General features: G+C 63.9%; 14 protein-coding genes. 8 read left to right on the forward strand and 6 right to left on the reverse strand.

Translation table 11 applies throughout. From position 1 onward, the window contains the following. Positions 1-160: 160 nt before the first annotated feature. From UB31_RS30225 to murI, 3 genes are all read right to left on the reverse strand, one after another. Positions 161-928 (reverse strand): acyltransferase, encoded by a 768-nt coding sequence (locus tag UB31_RS30225; RefSeq protein WP_045013455.1) that lies wholly within the window; start codon positions 926-928, stop codon positions 161-163. A 213-nt stretch (positions 929-1,141) separates the two neighbouring features. Then, positions 1,142-1,915 carry an HpcH/HpaI aldolase family protein gene (locus tag UB31_RS30230; protein WP_045008494.1) on the reverse strand — a complete coding sequence of 258 codons (774 nt, stop codon included), beginning with the start codon at positions 1,913-1,915 and terminating at the stop codon, positions 1,142-1,144. Positions 1,916-1,976: 61 nt separating this feature from the next. Next, on the reverse strand, positions 1,977-2,774 hold the full coding sequence (gene murI, locus UB31_RS30235; RefSeq protein WP_045013456.1) for a glutamate racemase: 798 nt from the start codon (positions 2,772-2,774) through the stop codon (positions 1,977-1,979). A 173-nt stretch (positions 2,775-2,947) separates the two neighbouring features. Between murI and UB31_RS30240 the strand changes: the two genes are divergently transcribed. The 4 genes from UB31_RS30240 to UB31_RS30255 all read left to right on the forward strand — a co-directional run bounded on the left by UB31_RS30240 (position 2,948) and on the right by UB31_RS30255 (position 5,938). Further along, positions 2,948-3,499 carry a cytochrome b gene (locus tag UB31_RS30240; RefSeq protein WP_045013457.1) on the forward strand — a complete coding sequence of 184 codons (552 nt, stop codon included), beginning with the start codon at positions 2,948-2,950 and terminating at the stop codon, positions 3,497-3,499. Between the two features lie 209 nt (positions 3,500-3,708). Further along, a complete protein-coding gene (locus UB31_RS30245) occupies positions 3,709-4,881 on the forward strand; it encodes a sensor histidine kinase (RefSeq protein ID WP_245306100.1) in 1,173 nt (390 codons plus the stop codon). 2 nt (positions 4,882-4,883) lie between these two features. After that, positions 4,884-5,258: a response regulator gene (locus UB31_RS30250; RefSeq protein WP_283806101.1), complete on the forward strand. Its 375-nt coding sequence runs from the start codon at positions 4,884-4,886 to the stop codon at positions 5,256-5,258. A gap of 38 nt (positions 5,259-5,296) precedes the next feature. Continuing rightward, positions 5,297-5,938, forward strand: a complete 642-nt coding sequence (locus UB31_RS30255; protein ID WP_045013458.1) for a glutathione S-transferase family protein — start codon at positions 5,297-5,299, stop codon at positions 5,936-5,938. A gap of 28 nt (positions 5,939-5,966) precedes the next feature. Here UB31_RS30255 and UB31_RS30260 read toward each other — a convergent pair whose 3' ends face one another. After that, on the reverse strand, positions 5,967-6,773 hold the full coding sequence (locus UB31_RS30260; protein WP_045008490.1) for a Crp/Fnr family transcriptional regulator: 807 nt from the start codon (positions 6,771-6,773) through the stop codon (positions 5,967-5,969). A gap of 267 nt (positions 6,774-7,040) precedes the next feature. Continuing rightward, a complete protein-coding gene (locus UB31_RS30265) occupies positions 7,041-8,120 on the reverse strand; it encodes a SecDF P1 head subdomain-containing protein (RefSeq protein WP_045013459.1) in 1,080 nt (359 codons plus the stop codon). A 204-nt stretch (positions 8,121-8,324) separates the two neighbouring features. On the opposite strand from UB31_RS30265, the gene UB31_RS42285 reads away from it, so the two are divergent. The 4 genes from UB31_RS42285 to UB31_RS30290 all read left to right on the forward strand — a co-directional run bounded on the left by UB31_RS42285 (position 8,325) and on the right by UB31_RS30290 (position 14,708). After that, a complete protein-coding gene (locus tag UB31_RS42285) occupies positions 8,325-9,164 on the forward strand; it encodes a hypothetical protein (protein ID WP_063775650.1) in 840 nt (279 codons plus the stop codon). A gap of 176 nt (positions 9,165-9,340) precedes the next feature. Continuing rightward, entirely contained in the window at positions 9,341-11,248 is a 1,908-nt protein-coding gene (locus tag UB31_RS30280) for an acyl-CoA synthetase (RefSeq protein ID WP_045013460.1), read from the forward strand. 194 nt (positions 11,249-11,442) lie between these two features. Continuing rightward, a complete protein-coding gene (locus tag UB31_RS30285; protein WP_502691297.1) occupies positions 11,443-13,272 on the forward strand; it encodes a caspase family protein in 1,830 nt (609 codons plus the stop codon). A 110-nt stretch (positions 13,273-13,382) separates the two neighbouring features. After that, positions 13,383-14,708 carry an LVIVD repeat-containing protein gene (locus UB31_RS30290; protein ID WP_045013462.1) on the forward strand — a complete coding sequence of 442 codons (1,326 nt, stop codon included), beginning with the start codon at positions 13,383-13,385 and terminating at the stop codon, positions 14,706-14,708. A gap of 113 nt (positions 14,709-14,821) precedes the next feature. Here the strand turns inward: UB31_RS30290 and UB31_RS30295 are convergent, their stop codons facing one another. Continuing rightward, positions 14,822-15,994, reverse strand: a complete 1,173-nt coding sequence (locus UB31_RS30295) for a M20 aminoacylase family protein (RefSeq protein WP_045013463.1) — start codon at positions 15,992-15,994, stop codon at positions 14,822-14,824. Between the last annotated feature and the right edge of the window lie 78 nt (positions 15,995-16,072).

A 16,072-nucleotide genomic window follows, 5' to 3' on the forward strand; every position in this document is an offset into this window, starting at 1 on the left:
CCTGTGTGACAGACCTAGGTCCGGCACCGACAGGTCCGATCCCCAAAGCATAGGAGGCAGGACCACGGGTCGCGAAACGCTTCGCGGGCCGAAATCGGCCCGCGAGCAGGGGGCTTTTAGGAGAGTTTGGGCTGTCCTGTCAATGCGACTGGCCCCGAAATCAGGTCCCGACCGCCCGAATCGGCTTCGGCCCGGCCGCGCGCAATTCGGCAGCGATTTCAGTGTTCAGCACCTGTTCCAGCCGGGTCAGGACCCGGGCGATCGGGGCAGCGTCGGTCACCCTGTGATCCCAGCGGATCACGACATGGATGGTCTGGTCAGGTTCCACCACCCCGTAGCTGACGATAAAGGGGCCGGGAGTGATGGGGTGCAGCTCGCCGCCGCCATAGGCGGCCACGGAGCTCACCGCAAAGCTGCCAAACCAGTTGCCCCGCTGCCGGCCGAAATTCAGCCCCACCGCCCAGGATAGCCATCGCAGCGGCTGGGGCAGGCGGGTCGCCCGCATGATCTTGCGGAACATCGGGACATCAGCGATCGGTGCCGTCTTGGCGTGCCGGATCTCGGCATCGACTTCGGCCAGCGACATGGCCTCCGGGGCTGCGATTCGCTGCGGCAGCACGCATTCCTCGCCGTCCTCGAGCCGGGCGATCGCGACCAGTGCCACGCTCTTGGGGAGCTCGTAGAGCGTTGGCCATGGCCATTTGGCGTAGACCGTGCGCAGGACCGGCTCATCCCTTGCAACCAGCGCGAAGGCTTTGACGAACATGGCGGCCCAGCCGGCTGGTGCGGCTGCCCCGGCACGGGCCTCGAGCAGCGGGCGGATATTGAGCGGGCGGGACAGCGACACGAAGGGCACACCCATCGAGGCGCGCATGAGGTCGATAATCAGGCGACGCGGTTGCGAAATGTTCTTTGGTTGACCGCGCATCGTTCTCCGGTTCCCGGGGACTGAAATTAGAGCGGCGAGGGGGGCTCCCGCTCGCCGCCTGCTCTAGCACGAACCAACCCGCCTGCGCCCGGTCGGTTCGCCGTATCAAGGCGCCGGCGAGGCCAGCTTGGTGCTGTAGAAAGCATAAATTGATATTATTTTCAATGACTTATCTCCGTAAATCTCCGGCTTCGCCTCGATCACTAACACCGCTTAGCGCTTGATCCCCTCGAACGCCGCCATGATGCCGCGCTGGAACAGCGACCAGTCGAAGCCGAGCGCGATCGCGCGGTAGCCGCGGTCGACCAGGGCGTTGGCTTGATCTGCAGTGCGCGCCACGCCGCCGATCGGCACGCCGCTCTTGAGGATGCCGGCTTCAGCCCGCGCGATCAGCTCCAGCAATTCCGGATCGTCCATCTGGCCGCGCTTGTTGATGGAGGTGGCGAGATCGCCGGGACCGATCACCGCGACGTCGATGCCGGGCGTCGCCATGATCTCGTCGATGCGGTTGACGGCGTCGACATGCTCGATGGTGATCATGCAGATCATCTCGTCATCGGCCGCGGCCATGTAGTCGGGCATCGACTGGCCCCAGCGGAACGGCGCGTGGAACGGCCCCCAGAGCCGATCGCCGCGCGGCGGGTAACGTACGCTGCGCACCGCCTTCTCGGCGTCGGCGCGATTGGTGATCATCGGAAAGTTGATACCGAAGGCGCCGATGTCCATCGGCGCCTTGGCAAGCCATGGCTCGTTCGCCGCGATCCGCACCAGCGGCGTGCAGGGCGTGCCGGTCGTGGCGGCGATCATCGCATGCGCTTCGGTGAGCCCGATCGGCCCGTGTTCGAGATCGACGATGATCCAGTCGAGCGAGCGCGCCATGATCTGCACGGTCTGCACGCTCGGGATCGTCGCGATCGCACCGAAGGCGGGGCGGCCCTCGCGCCACAATTGGCGGAGACGGTTGAGCGGCGTAGTCGGGACCGACATGGGATGACCTGCGCGGAGATGACGACGGCGCAACCTAGCAGCGCGCCCTGAACCCGGAAAGTCAGGTCGGCGCGCGGCCGCCGAAGAACGGCGTCAGTGCTGCCGCGAGACTGTGCGCGCGGTTCGAGGTGAAGATCATCTCGGCGCCTGATTGCACGATGCCGCCCGTGTGCGGGCCGAGCAGGTCCGAAACGCGGCGGGCGATCGCGGGCGCCGGATCGATCCAGTCGACTGGCCAGGGTGCGAGCTTTTCCAGTCGATCGAGCAGCAGCGGGTAATGCGTGCAGGCGAGCACCAGCGTGTCGGTGCGTGCGCCCGCGTCGTTGGCATCGCCGACGAAGCAGGGGATGAGCTCGGCGAGGATGTCGCCGTCGGCGATTGCTTGGCCGCTGAGTGCGGCTTCGGCCAGCGAAGCGAGCTCGGGCGAGCCGACCAGCGTGACCTCGCAGCCTTGCGCAAAATCGCGGATCAGCGCCTTGGTGTATTCGCGCTTCACCGTGCCCTTGGTGCCGAGCACCGAGACGCGGCGCGTTTTCGACTGCGCGCAGGCCGGCTTGATCGCCGGCACCGTGCCAACGAAGGGCACGGAATAGGCGGCGCGCAAATGCGACATCACCAGGGTGGAGGCGGTGTTGCAGGCGATGACGATGAGATCGGGATCGTGCGTGCCGATCAGCTCGCCCATCAGCGGCACCACGCGGGCGATGATCTCGTCCTCGCTATGGTGGCCATACGGGAAGAAGGCGTCGTCAGCGACGTACACGTAATGCGCGTCCGAGCGCGCGGCCACGACCTCACGCAGCACGGTGAGCCCGCCAAGGCCGGAATCGAACACCAGGATCGTCGGGGAATAAGTCACGTCCTCACCCTATCTCTGCATGGTTACCATTCGGTTTTTTGGGCCGTTTTGCGGCGTCCAGCCCGGGAGGCCGATTTGGAACGATTCCATTTCACGACTGCCGCATGTTCCCGCTATCAGCAGCCATGCTGCGCTGCGGTTTTGGGACATCCGCAAATTTTCGGGGAGCCGACATGATCAGAAACACGAAGGCCGGCTGGGGCAGCGTCGCCCGGGGGCTGCACTGGGTTTTGGCGCTGGCGATCATCGGCATGATCGGCTTCGGCTGGTGGATGAATCACATCCCGGCGCGTCCCGACAAGTTCTTCTATCGCTCGATCCATGCCGATATCGGTTACATGATCCTGCTGCTCACCGTGCTGCGTTTGGTCTGGCGCGCCATCAACCCGACGCCGGCACTGCCAGCCGAGACCTCGCGTTGGCAGAAGATCGCCGCCCATGTCAGCCATGGCGCGCTCTATCTCGTCGTCATCCTGGTCGCGACGCTGGGTTGGGCGCATTCCGGTGCGCGCTCGCCCAATTACTCGGATTTCTTCGGCCTGTTTCACGTGCCGCAATTCACCTCTCCGGACAAGGCGGCGGCGGACGCCTATGAGGACCGCCACATCTTCTTTGCCTATGTGCTGCTGGCGCTGATCGGGGTTCACGTGATTGCCGCCCTCTGGCACCACTTCATCTGCCGCGACCGCGTCGTGGCGCGCATGGTGACGGACGAGGCGGGGTAGGAGGCTGCGCGCGCAATGACGGAGTGCGCGGAACTTCCCCGAGCTTCCCGCATTAGAACGGTTCACTCACGTGTGGCCGTCATTCCGACGCCCGGCGCGAGAGCGGTGCCGGAGTAGGGCGCCATCTCGCCGAACGCACGATCCGAGGCTGGTGGCGGGCAGATGGCAGATTGCGAGACGAAACTTCTGTGTTGTTGAGTGGGGCACAAGTGGGACTGCGCGAAGAGCTGCCTCAATCCCTTGCCGGTGTGTTCATCACGGCCGAACTGGGCCGGCGAGCCTCCACGCCGCGCAATCACCTGCGCGAGAAGCTCGCGATTCAGGATATCGCCGACCGCATGTCGGACCAGCCGAAGCAGATCCTGCCGCAGCTCGTTAAGCTCGCCATGGAGATCTCCGGCGCAGAATCCGCCGGCATCAGCATCCTCGAACAGGACAAGGAGCTGTTCCGCTGGTTCGGCCTTGCGGGCGTTCTCGCCGCCTTCGAAGGCGCGACCACGCCGCGTAACGACAGCCCCTGCGGCGTCTGTCTTGATTTCGACGGGCCGATCCTGATGGACCGCCCGGAGCGGGTCTATGCGTGGATCGCGGACGCGAACATCACCGTGCCGGAGGTGCTGCTCGTGCCTCTGCGGGTCAAGGGCAGTGGTGCCATAGGCACGCTATGGCTGGTTGCGAAGGAGCCGGGGTACTTCGATCTCGGCCACGTCCAGGCCACGACGGAATTGGCCGCGTTTGCGGGCGTGGCCTTGCGCATGATCCAGACCGAGGAACGGCTGAATCAGTCGCTCCACGCGCAGGAAGTGCTGACGCGAGAAATGAGCCATCGCGTCAAGAACCTGTTCGCGCTCACGGCCAGCATGATCCGCATGAGCAATCGGACCTCGAGCTCGCAGGCGGAGCTGGCCGACAAGCTGACCGGCCGCGTGCTCGCGCTCGCCGATGCGAACGCGCTGGTGCGACGGCAGTTCGGTGCGGGCGCACCTGACGGCGTGGGGCTCGAAGAGCTGATTGTGCGGATTTTGCGTCCGCACGAGCATATGCGCTCGATCGTTCGCGGGCCGGCATTGCCGGTCGGCGAGCGCGCAACCAACAATATCGCGCTCGTGTTCCATGAACTGGCGACCAATGCCGCTAAATATGGTGCATTGAGCTCTGAGGGCGGAACGGTGAGGGTGACCTGGACCATCGCGGATCAGGATTTGCATCTCGTTTGGCAAGAGAGCGGCGGCCCGTTGGCCTCACCGCCTGCCTCGCAAGGGTATGGGTCGCGCCTGGTCGCCGCGACGGTCTCCGGCCTCAGCGGCAAGCTTGATTATGATTGGGCGCGCCAAGGCCTCAAGGCCGAGATGCGCTTTCCTCTCGCATCAATGCAGGCTTGAGCGTGGGTTCTGTTCAGCAGTTGAAAAAGCCGGTGGTGCTGGTCGTCGAGGACGATCCGCTTCAGATGATGATTGCCGGCGACCTCGTTGAGGATGCACTGGCGCCGATCTTCGCGCAGAACGCCGATGAGGCGATCGTCATGCTGGAAGGCCGCGACGATATCCGGATCGTGCTGACCGATGTCGACATGCCCGGCTCGATGGATGGCCTGCGTCTGGCCGCGATCGTGCGGAATCGCTGGCCCCCGATCCAGCTGGTCGTCGTCTCCGGACACATGCTGCTCGAGCATGCCGAGCTTCCGGAGCGAAGCCGGTTCTTCAACAAGCCCTATGCACCGGATAAGATGATCGGGGCGCTGCGCAGCCTGGTCGCCTGACGGCGGGCCGCGCGGAGTTCTGCCCGCTGGAGACGCCCATGCTCACCGTTCATCACCTCGGCAAATCGCAATCCGAACGCATCGTCTGGCTCTGCGAGGAGCTCGAGATCCCCTACGAGCTGAAGCACTATACGCGCGATCCCGTGACCATGCTGGCGCCGCCGGACTACAAGGCGCTGCATCCGATCGGGGCTGCGCCCGTCATCATCGACGGCGAGCTCGTGCTCGCCGAATCCGGGGCCATCGTTGACTACATCCTTGCCAAATACGGCCACGGCCGCCTCGTGCTCCGCGCCGACGATCCCGATTTCGTGCAATTCCTGTACTGGTTTCACTTCGCCAACGGCACGCTGCAAGCCGGCATGGGCCGGTTGATGATTCTGAACCGACTCAAGCTCGCCGAGGACAATCCGATGCTGCTTGCGACCAGGGTGCGCATCGACCGCATCTTCGATCTGGTCGATGCGCGCGTGCGCGATGCCGAATATCTGGCGGGCAGCGCCTTCACCACCGCCGACATCATGATGGGCTTCTCGCTCACCACGATGCGCTACTTCCAGCCTTATGAACTCGCGCGTTGCCCGAACGTGGTCAGTTATCTCGGCCGGATCGGCGCACGGCCAGCCTATCGGCGCGCGATGGAGAAGGGCGATCCGGGCATGGCGCTGCTCTTGAGCTGAGCGGCAGAACCAGGTCCGCGGAGCCGGATCACGCAGTCCTGTTCGTGGTCGCTGACCGCGCCGCGGTTACCTGCTTCTGCAAGCGATCGATGTTTTGCAGGAGGCGCTGGCTGGTCAGCACCAGGAAATAATAGCCGAATTGCGGATCCTGAAAGTAGATCTCGAGCAACCGGTCATAGGTGATCGTCAGCACCTGTCCGTCCTCGATGCATTCGATCGTTCCGGTGCGCCGATTGTCCGGCGTCAGGAAGCCGAGCTCTCCCATCAGCGCGCCGGGCCCGATCTCGACGTTGATCTCCTTGACCAGGAACTTGCCGGTGACCGTCAGGAGCATTTCGTTGGCTGAATCGCCCAGCTTGAATAGCGTATCGCCGTGGCGATATTTGCGCTCGGTCATGAACGGCTTGAGCCATTCGATCGACATGTCGCCTTCTGCCGCATGTCGCGCCTTCTTGACCAACTTGAGCATCTGCCGCAGGCGTACGGCGTTGATCGGAAGCAGCAGCAGGTACAGGACGAACGTCGAGACATTGGCGGAGAGCGCACCGAAAATGGCGAAGAAGGCGCAGCCGATCATGTTGGCGACGCGCAGCGGCACCATCGTCCGCATCAAGAGGGTGGCGACGAAGAAGCCGGCCCCGACCGTGGCGAACATATTGGCTAGCGTAATGTTGTGGACAAAGATCTCCAGCAACCGATTGAAGATCGCGTCGTAGGTGACGTTGTTTGGATCGAGACCCATCTGGACCAGGATCTTCGCGATCCTGAGGTTATCCGTTGCCGCGTCGAGAATGCGGTCGAGGATCGACGAAATGTCTGCGCTGCCGGACGGCATGGTATGGTCCCTGCGTAAGGCTTTCAGTCCTGGTCGCTATTCTTGGTAGGTATAGCCGAAATCGAATGACGACCGCTTGAATGAAACCTCCGGCCGTCTTGTCGCAAGAGGCAAATTTTAGCCTGATCGGCGGTTTCGGCAATTGCCCGTTGGTTGCGCATATGGCCTAGGCGCGCCCGTGATTCGGGGGCGCCGGGTGCGGCTCGGGCGTCTTCGCGGGCGTCTTGGACGGACCTGGGCGCGGCGGAGCGCGGAGCGATCTCCGCCTCAGGGCTTGGCGGTGGGCTGGATGACCTGCTGTTCAACGAGGGTGAGGTGCCCGGGCAGCGCGCCGGCGCGGAGCAGCATGGCGACGCTGTTGGCCTCCTCGAGGGTGAAATTACCGGAGATCTGGACCGAGCCGCCGGTGATGGGCTCGCGGATCACGGGGGCGGAGATCACCTTGTCGTCGAGCACGATGGCGAAGGATCTGCCGACGTTCTCTTCCGTGACATGGGCGAGGCGCCGCGTGCCACGTCCGTTGAAGCGGAACGAGGCGACCGGGTCCTTGGTGCCGGCCGCAAAGCCGGGCGCCGCATAGTTGATGTCCGCGCCGTCGAGTACACTGTCCTTGGCGACCAGATAGGGCCGCTTGTCCTTGAAGCCGAGCAGGACTTCCGAGCCTTCGGGCGGCGTGCCGGATTGCGCCTGCTCCGGTGACATCGAGGCATCGACCAGGCGGAAGCTGACCTTGACCTTCCGGGCGAAGATCGCGGTGATGCGTTCCGGATCGGTCACGCCAGGCAGGAAGATGCGGATGCGGTCGGCCCCGTCAGGGACGATGCTGACAAGCTTGACGCCGGAATCCTTGAGGCGCTGCTCGATCATGGCGATGGAATCTTCGACGAGTTCATTCAGCCGTGTGGCGGATGCGGCATCGGTCGGTGCGAGCCTGGCCGCTCCGTCGCTGCCGTCAGTCACGGCGATCGCATGCGAGGGTAGTCCGTCCGCGGCTGAGGCGAGCTTGCGCGCGAGCTGATCGCGGCCTTTGGCGTCCGCGATCTTTACATCGACGCCGCCGTCGCGGATCGCAAGATTGGAGAAGGCGATATGGCCGTCGTGCAAGTTCTTGTAGACGTCGTCGCGCAGATCCGTGGCGACGCTCTCGCGCAGGCCAGAGCTGTCCACCTTGTAGATGATGCGTGACCCGCCCAGCTTTTCCATCTTGTCGCCGACGAAGGCCACGATCTTGGCGCGCATCTTGTCGAACTGGTCATCGGCGAGCGCGGCGCGCGGCAGGGCGATCGCGATGGCGATCGAAAGCATGACAGCGAGCCGTCCGGTTCGATTCCTCAGCGCCCTGGTCATGGTGTCCTCGCGTGTGGTGACGCGGCGCCGTTCCGCGAACCCGTTGCCAGTCCTTGGTCCGCGTATGATGCAGAGAGGTTCATCGTGCCTGGAAGATGTTTTGCGAAGAATAACCATATCAATACCTTATCCGTAACCGGGATACGTATTCGCGTAACCGGGATACACGTGATAGTTTGATGTCTCGCGGAGCGAGGCGAGCCAATGATCCCTGCGAACAAGCGTGTCAGGAAATATCGAAGCCAGGGCGGTGCCGCGGACCTCGTGCGCGTCGAGGTTCTGATTCCGCCGGCCGCGCGCGATGAAGTCTTGGCGCTTGCCTCGCGGATGCGCGCAGAGCACCGGCAGACCAAGGATCTGCAATCGCTGCTCGACAACGCCCTTCGTCTCTACGGACCACGCATTCTCGACAATGTCGATCTCGATCGGCTTCCCGATCTGCGGTCGCGTGCCGCCGTGGCCGCTCGCGCCATGATCGATCGCGGCGACGCGAGAGCTTTTGCGATGGGCAGGAAGATGCTGGATCGCGTTACACGCGTCAGCGACGAGGAATGGGGAGCCCGTCTTCATCAGGCGGATACTGCCATCAACAAGGTGCTTGCCGCGGCAGGTCGCTCGAAAGCGCGCGATATCGCCGATCTCGTCGCAATCGGCCGCGACTATTGTCCGCTCGGACCACTCGTGCTTGCCGCAGCCGGCAAGCCGCCCAATTTTTCCCCGCGTCGAACCATCGACGAAATCCGCCGGCATGCATTGTCGATTCCGGCGGACGAGTTTGCCGCCGTGAGGGGTCTGCCGCCCGAATGGTCAGCTGCCTTCATTCGCGACGAGCTGCTCCGCCTGATCGAAGCGGCAGACCGGTACGTGATGTCCGCGCCGCCGGAGCTGACCGGGATGCTTGCCGTCGGCAAGGCCGGCGTCCCGATTGAGGTTTCAGATTCGAACCGTGCGGATGCAATACTGCGAAAGCCGACTGTTGAGCCGGAAGTGATGTCCGCACCAGCCGCCTTCAACGCGATAGGGTGGACGCCAGATCGCCCATAAGCCGGTCGTGCCGATAGCGCCTTGCCGCCAGCGGCCGGTTGCATCCGGCAATAGACGAACGCCAAATCATCCATCATTGTGGTCCCGCTCGACCGGCTAATCGGTCGAGGCCTCGCCGAGCCAAAATGTCAAAAGACAGCGGGCGGGGAAATACATCTGAGGGAGGACGGAATTCCATGGCGGGCATCCACGCGCTCGATCGGTTCATCGGCAACGACTATCCGGACCTGGCGACGGACGCGGAGGTGCGGGCCTTCGAGCAGGTCCCTTACGCCGATCGCGTCGCGGCCGAGAGCACGTATGACGCCATCAAGCTCGGTGCTGCCCGCAACCCCGACGGGGCGGCGATCCAGTTTCTGCAAAATGCCGATCCGGCCGACACGCCACTCGTGGTCACCTATCGCGACTTCATCGCGCGCGTGACGCAGGCCGCCAACATGTTTCATGCGCTCGGCGCGGAAAAGGGCGACGTCATCTCGTTTATGTTGCCGCTGGTGCCCGATGCCTTCGTGACGCTGTTCGGCGCGGAAGCCGCCGGCATCGCCAATCCCGTCAATCCGCTGCTGGAGCCGCACCAGATTGTCGAGATTCTGGAAGCCGCGAACACGACGATTCTGGTGGCGCTTGGACCGATGCCCGGCACCGACATCTGGCAGAAGGTCGAGCAGATCAGGCCGCAGCTGAAGCATCTCAAGGCGATCGTGCAGGTGTTTGGCGGCGGCGATCCGGCGAACGGCATCTATGCTTTCAACGATTTGATCAAGCAGCAGCCATCCGACCGGCTGCTTAGCGGGCGCAAGATTCTGGGCAGCGACATCGCGGCCTATTTCCACACCGGCGGCACCACTGGCACGCCAAAGCTGGTGCGGCACACCCACGCCAACCAGGTCTACCAGGCCTGGGCGCTCAATTTGCTGCTGAGGTCGAAGCCGGGCGCCAACATGCTGTTCGGCATGCCGCTGTTTCACGTCGGGGGATCGCTGACGCAGGTGCTGCTGACGCTGTCGGCTGGCGGCTCGCTGGTCGTGCTGTCGCCGAGCGGCTGGCGCAATCCGAATTCGGTGAAGAACATCTGGGGACTGGTCGAGCGTTTCAAGCCGGAAGCGCTGTCGAGCGTGCCGACGGTCCTTGCCGCAACGCTGGCGGTGCCGCCCGGCAATGCCGACATCTCCAGCCTGAAATATGCCGCCGGCGGCGGCTCGGCGATCCCGGTCGCCGTGGGCTCGGCGATCCAGGACAAGCTCAAGCTGCCGGTGGTCGAGGTCTACGGCATGACCGAGACCTCGAGCGTGCACACGCTGGCCTACCCGTCGCGGCCGATCCGGCTTGGCTCGGTCGGCCTGCCGATGCCCTATGCGCGCGTGCGCATCGTGCAGCTCGATGCCGACGGCCACTTGATCCGCGATTGCGCGCCTGACGAGATTGGCGTCGTGATCATGGCCGGGCCGGGCGTGTTCGGCGGCTATCTCAACGATGCGCACAACCAGGGCGCTTTCGTCGACGAGGTCTGGGTCAATTCCGGCGATCTCGGCCGGCTCGATGCCGACGGCTATCTCTGGATCACCGGCCGCGCCAAGGATCTCGTGATCCGCGGCGGCCACAACATCGATCCGGCGCCGATCGAAGAGATTATGTTCCGTCATCCCGCTGTCGGTTTTGCCGCGGTGGTCGGCCAGCCCGATGCCTATGCCGGCGAATTGCCGGTTGGCTACGTGCAGTTGAAGCCGGGCGCAAAAGTCGAGCCGGGCGAGCTTGAGACGTGGGTGCGCGAGCGCACACCGGAGCGTGCCGCCGTACCTGTGCAGGTCATCTCGATCGATCCGATGCCGGTCACCGGCGTCGGCAAGGTGTTCAAGCCGCAGCTGCGCTGGGACGCGGCGCAGCGGGTGTTCACCAAGGTGCTGACCCCGCTCACCGCGCGCGGCATCGACTGCAAGGTCAAGGTCGGTGCCCATGGCAGCCACGGCTCGATCGCGACCGTGACGCTTGCGGGGCTCTCGGCCGACCAGTGCGAATTGGTTGCCGGCGAGGTGCATACGCTGCTGGCACCGTTCGTGATGCGGCACGAGGTAGTGCAGGTCTAGGGACTCGAATGGGAACAGGCGTTGGTCTCAGCTCGGCGGCGTGACGCTTAGCCGCACGGTCAATATGGGCCCACAAGAGGCTTTATGTGACAGGCGTCACATGGGAAGAATTGGTATTCGCTGAAGCTCCGAATAGTCTCGTGGAATTGCATCCGGGGGGACTGCAAGTGATTCCTGTTCGGCTATTTGGATTGTTGATATTGGCGTTGGGCCTCGCCTGCGGACCGGCGCATGCCGAGCGGCGGGTCGCGCTCGTGATCGGCAATTCCGCCTACAAAAGCGCCCCCAAGCTTGGCAATCCCGTGAACGATGCCACTCTGGTCGGGGGCATGTTCAAGAAGGCTGGCTTCGATTCCGTGGACGTCAGGCTGGATCTCAACGCCACTGAGATGCGGCGCATGTTGCGCGAGTTTGCCGGCAGGACGCGCGATGCGGATATGGCGGTGATCTATTACGCCGGCCACGGCATCGAGCTCGACGGAAACAACTATCTCATTCCAACCGATGCGACGCTGGAAACCGATGGCGATGTTCTCGACGAGACCATTCCGGTCGAACGTGCACTGTTCGCAGTCGAACCGGCCAAGCAGCTGCGCCTGATCATACTGGACGCCTGCCGCGACAACCCGTTCGCGAAAACGATGAAGCGTACGCTGGCTTCGCGCGCAATCGGACGCGGGTTGGCCAAGGTCGAGCCGACCAGCCCCAACACCATGATTGCCTTCGCGGCAAAGGCGGGTTCGACCGCATCCGACGGCGATTCCAAAAACAGCCCGTTCGCCATCGCACTGGTCGAGCACCTGCCGAAGCCGGGACTTGATTTACGCAAGGCCTTCGGTTTCGTGCGCGACGACGTGCTCAAGAGCACAGGTTACAAGCAGGAGCCCTATGTCTACGGCTCGCTCGGCGGCGATGATGTTCCGCTGGTTGCGGCCAAGCCAGCCGCGACGGGTCCGCAGGCCAACCCACAGGATGCCATTCGCAGGGATTATGAGCTCGCGCTCCAACTCGCGACGCGCGATGCCTGGGAAGCGTTTCTCGCGCAATATCCCGAGGGCTTCTACGCCAATCTGGCCAAGGGCCAGCTGAACAAGATCGCCGCCGAGGAGACGCGCGCGTCGGCTGAACAAAAAGCGAAGGCGGCCGAGCAGGAGAAGACAAGGCTGGTTGCCGAACGTGCCCAGAAGGCCGAGCAGGACAAGGCGGCCGCGGCGGCCAAGGTCGCCGAAGAGGCACGGACCGCGGCGGAGAAGCAAAAGCAGATCGAGCAGGCGAGGACTGAGGCGGCCGAGCAGCAGCGCAAGGTGGCCGAGGCCGCCGCGGCAAAAGCGCAGGCCGAGAAGCAGGCGGCGGAAAAAGCCAAAGCCGAGCTTGCGGCCAGGCGGGCCGCGGAGAAGACGTTGGCCGAGCAAACCGCGAAGCAGACAGCCGACCGGCAGTTGCCCGAGGCCGAGAGCCAGAAAGTGGCTGCTCTCGCACCTGTGCCGGCATCCGCCTTATCGGCGGTTGACCTGGCCAAATCCGTGCAGAGCGAATTGCGCCGCGTCGGCTGTCTTTCGGCCACCGCAGACGGCGACTGGAGCGCCGCGTCGCAGCGCTCGCTGATGCTGTTCAACAAATATGCCGGCACCCAGTTCGACGTGAAGCTCGCGAGCGTCGACGTGCTCGATGCGCTGAAGGCGAAGCCGGGACGGGTCTGCCCGCTGGTGTGCAACTTCGGCTTCAAGGCCGACGGCGATCAATGCGTGAAGATCACCTGCCGCGCCGGTTATCGTGTCGGCGATGACAATGAATGCGAGAAGGAAAAGAAGCCGGTTGCGACGCGCGAGGATTCGAGGAGGCGCGATACAGAGCGAAAGGCGACCGAATCTTCGCCGTCCAAGCCCGAGGCAAGCGGACAGATATTTTGCAGTTCGGCAGGCTGCCGCCCGGTACAGAAAGGATGTCGGCTCGTGAACGGGATTATCGCCGGAAGGGTCCCTTCGAATGCCGCCGCCGGCGGCTCCTACGAAGTGTGCAACTAGTCTTGATGCGGCACGAGGTGGTCCAGGCGTAGACGAGGGCGGACGCCGCAAGGCTTGCATGCCTTGCCGCAAGCGAGCATCATCCCCCCAAAAAAACTTGGGGGGAATCCATGCATCAACTCTCTCGCCGCCACCACCTTCAACAATTGTCGGCCGTGCTTGGGTCCGCCGCGCTGCCTGGGTGGTCGACGCCGGCACGGGCTTCAGAGGCGGATATTCCGCCCGAAGGCATCGGCAAAGGCATCAAGCACATCTCCTATAGCGACATCGGCGGACGGCCTGACAGCGTGCAGGTGATGTTCAATCGGGACCACATCTATGTCGGACACATGTTCAGCGATGGCGTGACGATCCTGGACGCGTCCGATCCGCGTGCGCTGAAGCCGGTCAATTTCTTCACTGCGGGACAATATACCCGCACTCACCATTTGCAGGCGGCGGAGGACCTGCTGCTGGTTGCGAACGGCGCCAATATCGTCGCGATGCAGTCCTACGACAACATGCGCGGCTATTTCGAGAACGCGCTGGTCGACAGCATCACCAAGGCCAAGAAATTCCGCTCCGGCCTCTCGATCCACGACATCTCGAAACCGAACGAGATGCGCGAGATCGCGTTCCTCGAAATGCCCGGCTTCGGCATCAACCGGCTGTGGTGGCCGGGCGGCCGCTACGCCTATGTGTCGGCACATTTCGACGGGTTCACCGATCACATCCTTTGCGTGGTCGATCTCAAGACCATCACCAAGCCGGAGATCGTCGCGAAATGGTGGCTGCCGGGCATGAACCGCGCCGCCGGCGAGCCGGCGACTCCGAAGGGCAAGCGCTTCGCGCTCCATCACATGATCACGGCAGGTGATCGCGGCTATGCCGCCTGGCGCGATGGTGGCTTCACCATCCATGACATCAGCGATCCCACGAATCCAAAGCTCATGTCCCACATCAACTGGTCGCCTCCCTTTGCCGGTGGCACGCATACGCCGCTGCCGCTGCCCAAGCGGCAGCTTGCGATCGTCGCGGACGAAGCGAATGCGGACAATTGCGTCAAGGGCCTGTTCCATACATTCGTTCTCGACGTGCGTGCGCTGGAAAATCCAGTGCCGATCGCAACCCTGCCGACCCCGCGCGACCGCGATTTCTGTACCAACGGCACCTTCGGCCCGCATAATCTGCACGAGAACCGGCCGGGCTCGTTCCAGAGCGAGGACACGATCTTTGCGACCTACAACAATGCTGGTGTGAGGGTGTTCGACGTCAGGGACGCCTTTGCGCCGAAGGAGATCGCGTACTGGGTGCCGCCGACACCGAAAAAGCTGGTCGACCCCCGCCCGAACGTCGCGCTCGCAGCCAAGACCTGTGACGCCTATGTCCGGCCGGACGGACTGATGTTCGTCTCCGACTGGAACGCCGGCATGCACGTGCTGCAATATCAGGGATGAGGAGCTGCGTAGGGTGGGCAAAGGCGCGCCCTTCGCGCGCCGTGCCCCACCATTCTGTCCGCAACGCCGCGTGAAATGGTGGGCACGCTTCGCTTTGCCCACCCTACGGACCTCTACCCCGCTGGCATCGCCGTCTCGATCAGGCGCACCCAGAACGAGGCGCCGTGGCCGAGGATGTTGTCGTTGAAGACGTAGGCCGGGTGGTGACACGCGGGGCTGTCGCCCATGCCGACCAGGATCATCGCGCCGGGGCGCGCTTCCAGCATGAACGAGAAATCCTCCGCGCCCATCATCGGGATGATGCGGTCGTTGACGCGTTCGGCACCGACGATGTCGCGGGCAACGTCGGCGGCGACGCCGGCTTCGCGCGGATGGTTCATCGTCACCGGATATGTACGCGTGTATTTCGTCTCCGCCGAGCCGCCATAGGCGCGGGCAACGTTGTCGGCGACTTCGCCAATGCGGCGTTCGACGAGATCGCGCACTTCAGGGTCGAGCGTACGCACGGTGCCGCTGAGCTCGGCGGTCTCGGGGATGATGTTGAAGGCAGTGCCGGCGTGGAATTGCGTGATAGAGATGACGGCGGACTTCAACGGGTCGACGTTGCGCGCGACGATCGATTGCAGCGCGTTGACGATCTGCGAGCCGATCAGGACGCTGTCGATCGCCTGGTGCGGGGTGGCGCCGGCATGGCCGCCCTTGCCGTGGACGGTGATGCGGATGGTGTCGGAGGAGGCGAGCAGCGGCCCCGGCGTGGTCGCGAAATGGCCCTCGGGCAGGCCCGGCATGTTGTGCATGCCGTAGACCTGGTCGATGTTCCAGCGCGTCATCATCCCGTCCTCGACCATGGCCTTGCCACCACCACCGCCTTCTTCGGCGGGCTGGAAGATCACGATCGCCGTGCCGTCGAAGTTGCGCGTCTCGGCGAGGTACTTGGCTGCGCCGAGCAGCATCGCCGTGTGGCCGTCATGGCCGCAGGCGTGCATCTTGCCGGGAATCTTGGAGGCATAGGGCACGTCGGCTGTCTCCATGATCGGCAGCGCGTCCATGTCGGCGCGCAGGCCGACGGTCTTGCCGGACGCGGACTTGCGACCCCGGATCACGCCGACCACTCCGGTGCGGCCGATGCCTGTCACCACCTCGTCGCAGCCGAACTCGCGCAACTTGTCGGCGACGATGCCGGCGGTGCGATGGACCTCGTAGAGGAGCTCCGGGTTCTCATGGAAGTCATGGCGCCAGGCGGCCATTTCGTCGGAGAGAGCTGCGATGCGGTTGACGATGGGCATGGGGGAATTCCGTTGTTCTGTTGTAGCCCGGATGAGCGAAGCGACATTCGGGATTTCTGTGAATGGATTCCCGGGTAT

It is taken from the genome of Bradyrhizobium sp. LTSP849, from assembly GCF_000938255.1.
In the GTDB taxonomy this organism is placed as follows: Bacteria; Pseudomonadota; Alphaproteobacteria; order Rhizobiales; family Xanthobacteraceae; genus Bradyrhizobium.

What these genes read in the sequence shown, in the direction of transcription:
- UB31_RS30225 (WP_045013455.1), bottom strand. Translation starts at nt 928, where the DNA reads ATGCGCGGTCAACCAAAGAACATTTCGCAACCGCGTCGCCTGATTATC.
- UB31_RS30230 (WP_045008494.1), bottom strand. Translation starts at nt 1,915, where the DNA reads ATGTCGGTCCCGACTACGCCGCTCAACCGTCTCCGCCAATTGTGGCGC.
- UB31_RS30240 (WP_045013457.1), top strand. Translation starts at nt 2,948, where the DNA reads ATGATCAGAAACACGAAGGCCGGCTGGGGCAGCGTCGCCCGGGGGCTG.
- UB31_RS30255 (WP_045013458.1), top strand. Translation starts at nt 5,297, where the DNA reads ATGCTCACCGTTCATCACCTCGGCAAATCGCAATCCGAACGCATCGTC.
- UB31_RS30260 (WP_045008490.1), bottom strand. Translation starts at nt 6,773, where the DNA reads ATGCCGTCCGGCAGCGCAGACATTTCGTCGATCCTCGACCGCATTCTC.
- UB31_RS30265 (WP_045013459.1), bottom strand. Translation starts at nt 8,120, where the DNA reads ATGACCAGGGCGCTGAGGAATCGAACCGGACGGCTCGCTGTCATGCTT.
- UB31_RS42285 (WP_063775650.1), top strand. Translation starts at nt 8,325, where the DNA reads ATGATCCCTGCGAACAAGCGTGTCAGGAAATATCGAAGCCAGGGCGGT.
- UB31_RS30280 (WP_045013460.1), top strand. Translation starts at nt 9,341, where the DNA reads ATGGCGGGCATCCACGCGCTCGATCGGTTCATCGGCAACGACTATCCG.
- UB31_RS30290 (WP_045013462.1), top strand. Translation starts at nt 13,383, where the DNA reads ATGCATCAACTCTCTCGCCGCCACCACCTTCAACAATTGTCGGCCGTG.
- UB31_RS30295 (WP_045013463.1), bottom strand. Translation starts at nt 15,994, where the DNA reads ATGCCCATCGTCAACCGCATCGCAGCTCTCTCCGACGAAATGGCCGCC.